The following is a 12,242-nucleotide window of genomic DNA, read 5'->3' on the forward strand; positions in this document are numbered from 1 at the left end:
TCGACCCTCGGAGGACGAATCCATGAGCAAGACTTTCGACTACATCGTCGTGGGCGGCGGGTCGGGCGGCAGCGTCGTCGCCGGTCGGCTGACCGAGGACCCGGCCGTGACCGTCTGCGTGCTCGAGGCCGGCGGCCGCGGCGACGGCACGCTCGTCAACGTGCCGACCGGCGCGGTCGCGATGATGCCGACCCGCATCAACAACTGGGCCTTCGACACGGTGCCGCAGCCGGGCCTCGGCGGGCGCATCGGCTACCAGCCGCGCGGCAAGGTGCTGGGCGGGTCGTCGGCCATCAACGCGATGGTCTATATCCGCGGCCATCGCGTCGACTACGACGGCTGGGCCGCGCTCGGCAACGAAGGCTGGAGCTACGACGACGTGCTGCCATACTTCCGCCTGAGCGAGCACAACGAGCACTTCGACGATGCGTGGCACGGCCGCGACGGCCCGCTGTGGGTGAGCGACCTGCGCACCGGCAACCCGTTCCATGCGCGCTACCTGGAAGCCGCTCGGCAGGCCGGCCTGCCGCTCACCGACGATTTCAACGGCGCGCAGCAGGAAGGCATCGGCCTCTACCAGGTCACGCAGAAGCACGGCGAACGGTGGAGCGCGGCGCGCGCATACCTGCTGCCGCACGTCGGCCGCCGCGACAACCTGCAGGTCGAGACGCACGCGCAGGTGCTGCGCATCCTGTTCGACGGCACGCGCGCGATCGGCGTCGAGGTGCGGCAGCATGGCGAGGTCCGCACGCTGCGCGCGCGGCGTGAAGTCGTGCTCGCGGCCGGCGCGCTGCAAACGCCGCAGTTGCTGATGCTGTCGGGCGTCGGCCCGGGCCGCGAACTCCAGCAACAGGGCATCGCCGTGCACGCCGACCTGCCCGGCGTCGGCCGCAACTTGCAGGATCATCCGGATTTCATCTTCGGCTACCGCACGCGCAGCGTCGACACGATGGGCGTGTCCGCGGGCGGCGGCCTGCGCATGCTGCGCGAGCTGGCGCGTTTTCGCCGCGAACGGCGCGGGATGCTGACGTCGAATTTCGCGGAAGGCGGCGGCTTCCTGAAGACGCGCGCCGGGCTCGACGCGCCGGACATCCAGCTGCACTTCGTCGTCGCGCTCGTCGACGATCATGCGCGCAAGCTGCACGCCGGCCACGGGCTGTCGTGCCACGTGTGCCTGCTGCGGCCGCGCAGCCGCGGCTCGGTCACGCTGAACAGCGCCGATCCGCTCGCGGCGCCGCGCATCGATCCCGCGTTCTTCGACGATCCACGCGACCTCGACGACATGGTCGCGGGCTTCCGCCTCACCCGACGGCTGATGGAAGCGCCGGCACTCGCCAACTGGACCACGCGCGACCTGTTCACCGCGAACGTCGACACCGACGATGAAATCCGCGACGTGCTTCGGCGGCGCACCGACACCGTGTATCACCCGGTCGGCACGTGCCGGATGGGGCACGACGCGCTCGCCGTCGTCGATCCGCAACTGCGCGTGCGCGGCCTGCAGGGGCTGCGCATCGTCGATGCGTCGGTAATGCCGACACTCATCGGCGGCAACACCAATGCGCCGACGATCATGATCGCCGAGAAGGCCGTCGACCTGATTCGCGGCGTGTGCCGCACATCGGTACAGCCGCAACGCGGAACTGTCAGGACAACGACGGATCGCGACACCGTTCCTGCCGCGTGTACCGCGCACGATGCCATCCAGCCAGAGGAAACCCGCCATGTTGTCGCCTGATACCGCTCGCACCGCCGACTCCGCCGCCCCGCTTGCGGCGATCATCATCGGCGCCGGTTTCGCCGGCATCGGCATGGCGATCGCACTGCAACGCGCCGGCATCCACGATTTCGCGATCGTCGAACGCTCGCACGACGTCGGCGGCGTGTGGCGCGACAACCGCTACCCGGGCGCCGCCTGCGACGTGCCCTCGCACCTGTACTCGTTCTCGTTCGAGCCCAATCCGGCGTGGTCGCGCGTGTTCGCGCCGCAGCCCGAAATCCATGCGTACCTGCAGCATTGCGCGCGCAAGTACGGCCTCGCACGCTACCTGCGCTTCGGCGCCGAGGTCACGCACGCCCGCTACGACGAAGCCGCGGCGCTGTGGCGCGTCACGCTCGCCGACGGCACGACGCTCAGCGCCGCCGTGCTCGTCAGCGGCACCGGGCAGCTGAGCCGCCCCGCGCTGCCCGACCTGCCCGGCATCGACACGTTTCGCGGCCGCGCATTCCACTCCGCGCACTGGGATCACGACTATTCGCTCGCCGGCAAACGCGTGGCGGTGGTCGGCACGGGCGCGTCGGCGATCCAGTTCGTCCCGGCGATCGCGGGCGATGTGAAGCAGCTGGTCGTATTCCAGCGTTCGCCGGCCTATGTGATGCCGCGCCCCGACCGCGCGTACCGCCCGTGGGAGCAGGCGCTGTTCCGCCGGTTGCCGTGGGCGATGAAGCTGCATCGCGCGTCGATCTACCTGCGCTACGAATCGCGCGCGATCGCGTTCACGCGGCTGCACAAGCTGATGAAGGTCGCGGTCGGCCGGCCGTTCCACACGCTGCTTGCACGCGACGTGCCGGACCCCGCGCTGCGCGCACAACTCACGCCCGACTATCCGATCGGCTGCAAGCGCATCCTGCTGTCGAGCGACTACCTTGCCGCGATGAGCCGCGACAACGTCGAGCTCGTCACGCAGCGGATCCGGCGCGTGACGGAGGACGGCATCGAGACCGTCGACGGCGTCCAGCATCCGGTCGACGCGATCGTGTACGGCACGGGGTTCGCGGCGACCGCGTTCCTGTCGCCGATGCGCATCACGGGCCGCGACGGGCTCGACCTGAACGACGCGTGGCGACGCGGCGCGCAGGCGTATCTCGGGCTCACCGTGCCCGGCTTTCCGAACTTCTTCATGCTCTACGGCCCGAACACCAACCTCGGCCACAACTCGATCGTCTATATGCTCGAAAGCCAGATCGCGCACGTGATGCGCTGCCTGCACACGATGCGGCGCGACGGCGCGCGCGAGATCGACGTCGATGCGCGCCGCTACCGGCGCTTCAACGTGCATGTGCAGCAGCGGCTCGAAGGTTCGGTGTGGAACAGCTGCAAGAGCTGGTACGTCGATGCGTCGGGCCACAACAGCACGAACTGGCCGGGCTTCACGCTGACCTACCGGTGGATCACGCGCTTCACCGGGATGGGCGCTTATCGCTTCACGCATCCGTTGCCCGAGTCGGTCGCACCGGCGCGCGACGTGGTGGTCGCGCCGCCCGCCGGCAGGCTGGAGGCGCTGACCGCCGCATCGCTGCGCGGCTTCCTGCGCGTCGCGTTCCGGCCGTTGATCGGGCCGCCGTTCGGCGCGCGCATGCAGCGGTGCGTGGTCGCGTTGCTGTCGCCGCTGATGCCGGGCACGCGCGGCACGCTGCGCTACCGCACGTCCGCGCATCGCGTGCCGGTCGAAGTCGTGGCGCCGAAACGCGGCGACACCGGCGGCGCGATCCTCTATCTACACGGCGGTGCGTTCTGTCTCGGCGGGCCGCATACGCATCGCGGCGTGACGACGCGGCTGGCGAACGAGGCCGCCCTGCCGGTGTGGGTGCCCGACTACCGGCTGGCCCCCGAGCATCCGAGCCCGGCCGCGCTCGACGATGCGCTGGCCGTCTACGACGCGATGCGCGCGCAGGGCCACGCGCCGCACCGGATCGTGATCGCCGGCGATTCGGCCGGCGGTGCGCTGGCGCTCGCGCTGGCCATCGCGCTGCGCGAGCGCGGCGAGCCGGCCGCCGCCGCGCTGCTGCTGATCTCGCCCGTGACCGATCCCGCGCTCGGCGGTGCGACGCTGGCGTCGCGGCGTCATGACGATCCGATGATCCGTCGCGGCTGGCTCGAACAAGGGTTGCGCTGGTATCACGGCGCCGGTTCGGTCACCGCCCGCGGCCCGCTCGACACCGACCTGCGCGGCCTGCCTCCGATGCTCGTCCAGGCCGGCGACCAGGAGGTGCTGCTGTCGGATGCGCAGCGGCTGGCCCGTCATGCGCGGGCCTGCGGCGTGCCGTGCCGGCTGGAGGTTCATGCGGCGCGCTGGCATGTGTTTCATCTGCAGGCGTTTTACCTGCGGTCGGCGCGGGATGCTTTGCGGACGCTCGCGGGGTTTGCGGCGCAACGGGTGGCGATGACGGCGTGACGACGAAGCAGTCACGCGCCGCGATCGCGGCCGTGGTTCGCGGCCTCCCCGGTCGGGTGCGCAGTGCATGCGCCGTCACCGGACCCGTTTGCCACGAAGCGACGTCGTCTTGCAAAAACCGGCCGTTTATTTTTTTCCGTCGCAGGCGGCCGTCATGATCTCCCGCAAGCCCCGGCGCGCCGCCGGGGTTCCCCACCCTCGCGGAGACATCATGAAAAGAAGGCACACCCTCAACACGCTGGCACTGCTTTGTTGCGTCGGCATCCAGTGCGCGACGTCTGCATTCGCCGACGAGCCGAAGAAGGTCGCGTTCGTCGACACCGGCAACACCGGGCGCAGCGTGATGGCCGAAGCGATCGCCGGCCAGTTGATCGCGCAGCGCCACGCGCAGATCGCGGTGATTTCACGTGCGGTCGACGAAGATCCGTATGACGAAAAGCCCGAAGAAAACGGCGTGATCCTGATGAAGCGCCGCGGCATCGACACGTCCGCGCACCGTTCGGTGCAGTTGAACGCGAACGACATCAAGCATTCCGATGTCATCCTGACGATGACCGACAAACACAAGGAGAAGGTGCTCGCGCTCTATCCGTCGGCCGCCGGCAAGGTGTTCACGCTGGCCGAGTATGCGTCCGGGAAGCACGTCGACGTGCCCGACGCGTGGGGCAAGCCGATCGATTTCTACGAATCGGTCACGGCGCAGCTCGACACGTACATCCCGGCGGCGCTCGACAAGATCGCGACGGCCGCGCCGGCGAAGCAGTAATGTCAGGAGGCCTGTCGGCTCGCCAGGCGCGACGCGCCGGCGCCGACAGGTTTGCTGTTCACATACCGCCTCCTTACCCCATTTTGTAACTTATAAGCTACAATTGCGACCAAGGTCGAACTGGACACGGAGGTAAGCATGAAGCGGGTCAAATCTGCGGTATCGCACCACGACGCGGAAGTCGCCGAACTCGGCGCCGACCGCGAACTCGCGGTGGCCTATCTGCGCGTCGCGATGGAATCTCTCGACGATCCCGACAACCGCGCGGCCGGCCTGCTCGCGCTGCGTACGGTCGCGGAAGCGTATGGCGGCCTCGGCGCCGTCGCGGCCGAAGCCGGCATCAGCCGCGAATCGCTGTATCGCACGCTCTCGCCCAACGGCAACCCGACACTGAAAACCCTGCTCGCGGTGCTCAAGACCGTCGGCCTGCGCCTGTCCGTCGTCCCTGCACAGCCGGTGCACGCGTAAGCGGCACACCGCCCGCTCACGGCCGCACCATCCACACCAGCAGCATCTCCGCCGGCGCGTTCGCCATCCCCGCCGGCGGATGCTCGATCGCCGGCTCGACCGCCAGCGCCTTCGCCATCGTCGCCGCATCGTCGATCGTCGTCGTGCGCACGATCGTCATCAGTCGCGCCGGCCGATGCAGCGTCTCGCGATACAGCGCGCCGTACCACAGCGGCCGCGTGCCGAGCGCGTCCTGCAGCACGTACGGATAACGCCACAGCCGCAGCACGAGGCGGCTGGCCGGCTGCCCCGGATCGACGCGCACGAACACGCGGCGCGTACTTTCGCCGTGCGTGTAGCGCGGCAGCACCGGCAGCGCATCGGCCGGCGCCTGCGGCAGCAGCCAGCGCAGCGCGGTGGCCGGCGACCACGGCGTCGCGCGCTGCCAGCCCGCCTGCGCGAGATGCCGGTCGAGCGTGTCCGACGTCGCGCTCCATTGCAGCGGCAGATATTCCTCGCGGTCGCCGCCGATCTCGGTGCGCCGCACCGGCACACGCTGCCACCCGCCGCGCAGCCACTGGTCGACGGTCATCGCGACCACGTCGCCGACATGCGGGCGCGCCGCGCGGTCGAGCTGCCATTGCGCGGGCACCGTCCAGACGCCAGCCGTCGCGAGCACCACCGTCACCGCAACGAGCGCGCCCCTCGGCTGCACGTGCTCGCGCACGCGCCAGTACGCATACGCGCCGGCCAGCAACGCGAACCAGGCGAGCCCGAGACTCCAGCCGCCCAGCAGGCCCGACAGCCACGTGTCGCCCACATACAGCCGCGCGAAGCCGCCGAGCACGATCCACAACACCACCGCCGTCACGACCGGGATTTGCCACCGCGCGGGCCGGTCACGCGCGAGCACCCAGCCGAGGCCGCTGCTCGCGAGAATCGCGAACGCCGCTTCGGCATCGGGCAGCGGCACGTGCGGCGCACCGGGCGGCAGGCTCGCGGGCGTCGCGCCGGGTATGCCCGCGCCGAACACGGGCCCGAGCACGACGGCGACGCCGACCGTCGCGAGCCACCACGCGGCCGTCAGCCAGCAGCGATGGATCATCAGCCAGACGAGAAACGCGGCCGCGACGATCAGCCCCGTATCGTGCCCGTGCAGCACGGCAAGCGCGCGCATCGTGGCGTCCACCGGTGGCGTGCGCAGGTTCTGCAGGAACGCGTACAGCGCGATGTCCGCGTGCATCAGCGGATCGTTCGCGACGACATCCTGCACGAGGCCCGCGAACAGCCACACGCAGCCGATGAACAGCAGCGCGAGCACGGGCACCGCGCCGGGCAGGCCGCGCACGTAAGCGATCGCGTCGTGCAGCCGCGCACCGAACCGCGGCCAGCGGCGCGCGCAGGCGTGCACGCCTTCAACGAGCGCACGGCGCAGCAGCGGCCAGCCGCGCCGCAACGCGACCCGCACGCCGATCCACACGAGCGCGACGAGCGCCGCGACGACCAGCAGGATCACGGCGACCCGCACGCTGATCGCCGCGGCCAGCGCGGCCGACGCGCCGAACAGGATGCCCGGCGCGACGTGCACGGGCGCCCAGATGAGCGCCGAGACGACGTTGACCGGATAGAACGACCGGCGCGGCAGCGTCGCGCAGCCGACCACGACCGGCACGACCGCGCGCACCGGCGCAAGAAAACGCGCGAGCACGATGCTCTTCATGCCATGGCGCAGCACGAACTCCTCGCCGCGCGCGAAGGCGGCCGCATAGCCGAAGCGCGCCCATGCGTTGCGGATCACGCCGCGGTAGTGCCGCCCGAGTTCATAGCTGATCCCGTCGCCGATCACGGCGCCGGCCGCCGCGACACCGATGGTCGTCCAGGCGTCGAGCGCGCCCGCGCCGATCAGCGCACCGGCCGCGAACATCACGGCGCCGGCCGGCACGACCGTGCCGATCAGCGCGATCGCCTCGGCGCAGGCCGCCATGAACACGATCGCGAGCACGAGCAGCGGATGTGCGCCGATCGCGCCGATCCATGCGTGGATCGTGCCGCTCATCGCGCGCGCCTCGGCGGAGCGCCCCGGTGTGCGAACACCGGGCCGGTGGTGGCAGCGTGAAGGTTCATCGGGCGGTGCGCGCGGTCGCGCCGGCGGGGCGGGTCAATCGAACTCGTGCTGCCGCGCGTCGGCCTCGAGCGGCGCGTCGTGGTAGCCGACTGTCGCGATCTCCTGCAGATAGCGCGCGAGAAACGCGCCGATCGAGCCGGCAGCCTCGTACTGATGCACGTGGCGGAATTCGTGGGTCAGCAGGCGGCGCGTGTCCTGCCCGCGCAGCACGTACACCGCATGGCCGAGCGTGAGCCCGATCGTCCCCGGCGCCAGGAGCCCCGAGTCGCGGGCGATCGCGGCCAGCGACGGCACCTCGGGGAACGGCATGCGCTCGACGATCACCACGCGGATCCGCTCCGGCTGGGCGACGCCCACCGTGCGCGCGTCGTCGGCTTGCTCGGGCGTCAGCGGCGCCCCCTGCGCGATCCCGCGCGCCGCCTCGGCTTCCGCCCATGCAACGGCAGCGGGCAGTGCGGACGGCAGGATATCGGCAAGATCGATCATCGCGGGGCTCCTCGGGGGGTGTAGTGGCATCGGGCACCAGTTTAGTCCCGAATCGGGAGGGTTCGCGGGGTGGTTCGCGACGCGCCGCGCCGCCTCTTCACCGTCTCAATAATAATCAGGGAATACCCTGAATCCCGCCTGCTCTGACACGTACTTTCTCCCTGGGATTGTTTCGTTTCAGTACACATTCCACGTTCGGCTATCTCGAAAATTTCCCGGATGTGTATCGTTTTCGGATTCGGCGGAATATATTGGTCAGAAGAACAGTCGCGGCGAACACCGGACAACAGTGCGCGGCGTCATCCCGAAGAGGATCGCTAGATGATCAGGGTAATTCTGGCTGACGATCACGCAGTCATGCGGGACGGACTGCGTCACATCCTGGAAACGGCCGGCGGTTTCGAAATCGTCGGCGAGGCGAGCGACGGCTCGGCCACGCTTGCGCTCGTCGAGCGCGGCGCCGCGGACGTGCTGCTGCTCGACCTGTCGATGCCCGCGCCGACCGGCATCGAGCTGATCCGGCTGGTGAAACACCACGCGCCGTCGCTGCGCACGCTGGTGCTGACGATGCATGCGGAGGCGCAGTACGCGGCGCGCGCGTTCAAGGCCGGCGCGACCGGCTACCTGACGAAGGACAGCGCGACCGCCGAGCTTGTCGAGGCGGTCGGCAAGGTGGCCGCGGGCGGCGTCTACGTGAGCCCGTCGGCGGCCGAGAGTCTCGCGCTCACGCTGCGCACACCGGCCGCCGCGCTGCCGCACGAGCGGCTGTCCGCGCGCGAGTTCGACGTGATGCGCCGCATCGTCGCGGGCCAGACCGTCACGCAGATCGCGACCGAACTCGCGCTCAGCGCGAAAACGGTCAGCACCTACAAGACGCGGATCCTCGAGAAGATGGACCTACCGCACGAAGCCGCGCTGGTCCGCTACGCGGTGCGCCACGAACTCGACCCCGGCGGCGACGCATGACCGCCGCCTTCCGCGTCCCGCCCTCATCCCCGCCCTCGCCCTCACCCGCAGACGACGACCCGGACGCGTCGCGCCTGTTCATGTCGTCGCTGCCGCCGGGCCGGCGCGAACGGCGGCTCGCGCTCGCGACCGTACTCATCTCCGCAGTGATCTTCACCGCGCTTGCGCCGTTCGCGGGCAGGCCGCTTGCGCCGGGCTGGGCGTTCATCCCCGTGTACCAGTCGGCGATCGTCGTCAACGACATGGTGACGGCCGGCCTGCTGCTCGGCCAGTACGCGATCCTGCGCCAGCGGCCGCTGCTCGTGCTCGCGGGCGGCTACCTGTTCACGGGTTTCATGGCCGGCACCCACATGCTGACCTTTCCCGGGCTGTTCGCACCGACCGGCCTGCTCGGCGGCGGCGACCAGACCACCGCCTGGCTGTACCTGTTCTGGCACGGCGGCTTTCCGCTGGCAGTCGCCGCGTACGCGCTGCTGCGCGCGAAATCGCGTGCGCCGGGGCCGATCCCGGCCCCGCAGCGCCGCGCGGCGATTCCTGTCGGGCTGTGCATCGCGGCCGCGATCGGCGCGACGGTCGCGCTCGCGCTGCTTGCCACGGCCGGCCACGACCTGCTGCCGCGCATCATGAACGGCAACCGGATGGCCGCGACGATGACGTACGCGATCACGGTCGTCTGGGGGCTGAACCTGGTCGCGCTGATGCTGATGTGGCAGCGGCGGCGGCGCCATTCCGTGCTCGACCTGTGGGTGATGACGGTGCTCGTCGCGTGGCTGTTCGACATCGCGCTGTCGTCGATGCTGAATCACGGGCGCTACGACCTCGGCTTCTACGCGGGGCGCGCGTACGGCCTCGTCGCGTCCGGTGTCGTGCTGTTCGCGATGCTGTTCGAGAACGGCCGGCTGCATGCGCAGACGGTGCGCGCGCTGGCCGGCGCGCGCTACCAGCATCTGCTCGTCGTGCAGAAGAGCGCGCAGCTGAACGACGCGAACGAACGGCTCGAACAACGCGTCGCCGCGCGCACCGCGCAACTGAGCGCGTCGAACCGCGACCTGCGGCGCGAAGTCGAGGACCGCGTACGGGCCGAGCGGGCGCTGCAGGCGTCGCGCGAGGAGTTGCGCGAGATCGCCGCGATCAGCGCGAGCGCACGCGAAGCCGAGCAGCGCCGCATCGCACGCGAGCTGCACGACGAACTCGCGCAGACGCTCGCGACGCTGAAGAACGATCTCGAATGGCTGCTCGACCGCGTGCCGCAGGACGATGCGCATTTGGCGCGCAAGATCGCGGCGATGCACGCGCTGGCGCGCGGCGCGGTGGCCGCGACGCGCCGCATCGCGTCGGACCTGCGCCCGCTGATGCTCGACGATCTCGGCTTCGCCGCGGCGATGCAGTGGCTCGTGGAGGATTTCCGGCACCGTCATGGCATCGCATGCACGCTGCGCGTCGAGCCGCCCGAGCTGCAGCTCGACGAGCCTTACGCGACGGCGGTGTTCCGCATCGCGCAGGAGGCGCTCGCGAACGTCGCACGGCACGCGGCCGCGTCGCACGCGAACGTCGAACTCGTGCATGCGAACCATGCGATCGAGCTGACGATTCGCGACGACGGCGCGGGGTTCGATCCCGGCGTGCCGCGCAAGTCGGGATCGTTCGGGCTGGTCGGGTTACGCGAGCGCGCGTATCTCGTCGGCGGCACGCTGCAGATCGCGACGACGCTCGGCGAAGGGACAACGGTCGAGGTCGAGATTCCGCTGGCGCCTGCGCAGGTGACGGTCGCGCATGGCGGGGATGGGGCGCCGCGCGGGTAGGTTCCCGGCGAAGGCGGTGGTGCGTTCGTCGGAAACTCGTCGATGAGGCGATAACACCGCGCCCCCTCACGCGCGCGCCGCCACCATCCCCCGTTCCGAGCGCGTCCACGCGACCAGCGCGCCGATCCCGAGCAGCGCGAGACACACGATCGGCACGATCATCGGGCCGAACGCCGTGCCCGTCACCTTGCCGGCAAACGGCATCAGGTTCTGGCTGAAGAAACCGCCGAGGTTGCCGATCGAGTTGATCGCCGCGACGCTCGCCGCCGCCCGCGCACCGGTGAAGTAGCGCGGCGGCATCGACCAGAAGCACGGGTACAGCAGCGGGATGCATGCGCCACCGAGCACCAGCGCGATGAAGCGCAGCGGCGTCGACGGCAGCACGAGGCTCAGCAGGAAGCCAAGCGCACCGAGCGCGGCAACGATCGCGATCGTGCGCAGGATGCTCTTCGCGCGACGCAGTTTCGCCGGCAGCCACAGCAGCAGCAACACCGCGAGCGCCCACGGCAGCATGCTCAGGAAGCCGTTCATGCTGCTCGACACGCCGAACGATTTCACGAGCGTCGGCAACCAGTACGTCACGCCGTACAGCGACGTCGACATCAGCATGTAGGTGGCCGCGAACAGCATCACGCGCGGATCGAGCAGCGCCTTCCACGGCTGCCCGTGCTCGGCCCGCGCGGGCTTCTCGCGTTCGAGCGCGGCCTCGACGATCTGCTTCTCGCGGTCGTCGAGGAAACGAGCGTCGCGCACCGACGCGGGCAGCACGCGGAACACGACGACCGCGACGATCACCGCCGGGATGCCCGTCGCCACGAACACCCACTGCCAGCCCGCCAGCCCCCACACGCCGTTCAGGCTCAGCAACACGCCGCCAACCAGCGAGCCGAGCATGTTCGCGAGCGCGCTGCCGAGCGTGAAGATGCCGAGCACCTTCGCGCGATAGCTCTGCGGGAACCACAGCGTCAGGTAGTAGATCACGCCCGGATAGAAACCGGCCTCGGCGATGCCGAGCACGAAGCGCAGCGCGCAGAACGCGGGCATCGACGTCGTGAAGCCCATCAGCACGGTGATGAGCCCCCACGTCAGCATGATCCGCGCGAGCCACACGCGTGCGCCGTAGCGATGCAGCGCGAGCGTGCTCGGCACCTCGAACAGCAGGTAGCCGATGAAGAACAGCGACGACGCGAGCCCGAACGCGGCCTCCGTCATCCCGAGGCTGTGCACCATCTGCAGCTTCGCGAAGCCGACGTTCTGCCGGTCGATGAACGCGATCAGGAACATCACGACGAGGATGGGCAGCAGGCGCCGCGCCATCTTCGACATGATGCGCTGCTCTTCGGCGGACGCGGGGTCCAGGGTTTCAGTGGCGTTCACTTGAGGCTCCTTGCGTGAAACGGTTGCATAGCGGTTGCGTATCGGTTGAATCGGCGCTGCGCGCGACAAGCGCACGGGCACAAGGTGTTTCGATGAAA

The 12,242-nt window shown here is 69.8% G+C and carries 9 protein-coding genes; 6 read left to right on the top strand and 3 right to left on the bottom strand.

Translation table 11 applies throughout. The features are described from left to right. Nucleotides 1–22 precede the first annotated feature (22 nt). The 4 genes from CFB34_RS00790 to CFB34_RS00805 all read left to right on the top strand — a co-directional run bounded on the left by CFB34_RS00790 (nucleotide 23) and on the right by CFB34_RS00805 (nucleotide 5,409). A complete protein-coding gene (locus CFB34_RS00790) occupies nucleotides 23–1,738 on the top strand; it encodes a choline dehydrogenase (RefSeq protein WP_089443194.1) in 1,716 nt (571 codons plus the stop codon). Further along, nucleotides 1,725–4,175, top strand: a complete 2,451-nt coding sequence (locus CFB34_RS00795) for an alpha/beta hydrolase fold domain-containing protein (protein WP_089443195.1) — start codon at nucleotides 1,725–1,727, stop codon at nucleotides 4,173–4,175. Before CFB34_RS00790 ends, CFB34_RS00795 begins: the two co-directional genes overlap by 14 nt. A 211-nt stretch (nucleotides 4,176–4,386) precedes the next feature. After that, nucleotides 4,387–4,941 (top strand): protein tyrosine phosphatase, encoded by a 555-nt coding sequence (locus CFB34_RS00800; RefSeq protein ID WP_089443196.1) that lies wholly within the window; start codon nucleotides 4,387–4,389, stop codon nucleotides 4,939–4,941. A 138-nt stretch (nucleotides 4,942–5,079) separates the two neighbouring features. After that, nucleotides 5,080–5,409, top strand: a complete 330-nt coding sequence (locus CFB34_RS00805; RefSeq protein ID WP_089443197.1) for a transcriptional regulator — start codon at nucleotides 5,080–5,082, stop codon at nucleotides 5,407–5,409. A gap of 16 nt (nucleotides 5,410–5,425) precedes the next feature. Here the strand turns inward: CFB34_RS00805 and CFB34_RS00810 are convergent, their stop codons facing one another. Beyond that, entirely contained in the window at nucleotides 5,426–7,444 is a 2,019-nt protein-coding gene (locus CFB34_RS00810; RefSeq protein WP_089443198.1) for an LssY C-terminal domain-containing protein, read from the bottom strand. Nucleotides 7,445–7,546: 102 nt separating this feature from the next. Next, entirely contained in the window at nucleotides 7,547–7,999 is a 453-nt protein-coding gene (locus CFB34_RS00815; protein WP_089443199.1) for a hypothetical protein, read from the bottom strand. Between the two features lie 321 nt (nucleotides 8,000–8,320). Here CFB34_RS00815 and CFB34_RS00820 point away from each other — a divergent pair, with 321 nt between their 5' ends. Together CFB34_RS00820 and CFB34_RS00825 are read left to right on the top strand one after the other, a co-directional pair. Continuing rightward, nucleotides 8,321–8,965: a response regulator transcription factor gene (locus CFB34_RS00820; RefSeq protein ID WP_089443200.1), complete on the top strand. Its 645-nt coding sequence runs from the start codon at nucleotides 8,321–8,323 to the stop codon at nucleotides 8,963–8,965. Next, nucleotides 8,962–10,767, top strand: a complete 1,806-nt coding sequence (locus tag CFB34_RS00825) for a sensor histidine kinase (protein ID WP_089443201.1) — start codon at nucleotides 8,962–8,964, stop codon at nucleotides 10,765–10,767. The genes CFB34_RS00820 and CFB34_RS00825 overlap by 4 nt, the downstream gene beginning before the upstream one ends. 66 nt (nucleotides 10,768–10,833) lie before the next feature. Here CFB34_RS00825 and CFB34_RS00830 read toward each other — a convergent pair whose 3' ends face one another. After that, nucleotides 10,834–12,144, bottom strand: a complete 1,311-nt coding sequence (locus CFB34_RS00830) for an MFS transporter (RefSeq protein ID WP_089443202.1) — start codon at nucleotides 12,142–12,144, stop codon at nucleotides 10,834–10,836. Between the last annotated feature and the right edge of the window lie 98 nt (nucleotides 12,145–12,242).

The sequence above is a fragment of the Burkholderia sp. HI4860 genome (assembly GCF_002223045.2).
Taxonomy (GTDB): domain Bacteria; phylum Pseudomonadota; class Gammaproteobacteria; order Burkholderiales; family Burkholderiaceae; genus Burkholderia.

Coding starts and splice junctions, on each gene's coding strand:
- CFB34_RS00800 (WP_089443196.1), top strand. CDS start 4,387: ATGAAAAGAAGGCACACCCTCAACACGCTGGCACTGCTTTGTTGCGTC.
- CFB34_RS00790 (WP_089443194.1), top strand. CDS start 23: ATGAGCAAGACTTTCGACTACATCGTCGTGGGCGGCGGGTCGGGCGGC.
- CFB34_RS00815 (WP_089443199.1), bottom strand. CDS start 7,999: ATGATCGATCTTGCCGATATCCTGCCGTCCGCACTGCCCGCTGCCGTT.
- CFB34_RS00825 (WP_089443201.1), top strand. CDS start 8,962: ATGACCGCCGCCTTCCGCGTCCCGCCCTCATCCCCGCCCTCGCCCTCA.
- CFB34_RS00810 (WP_089443198.1), bottom strand. CDS start 7,444: ATGAGCGGCACGATCCACGCATGGATCGGCGCGATCGGCGCACATCCG.
- CFB34_RS00805 (WP_089443197.1), top strand. CDS start 5,080: ATGAAGCGGGTCAAATCTGCGGTATCGCACCACGACGCGGAAGTCGCC.
- CFB34_RS00820 (WP_089443200.1), top strand. CDS start 8,321: ATGATCAGGGTAATTCTGGCTGACGATCACGCAGTCATGCGGGACGGA.
- CFB34_RS00795 (WP_089443195.1), top strand. CDS start 1,725: ATGTTGTCGCCTGATACCGCTCGCACCGCCGACTCCGCCGCCCCGCTT.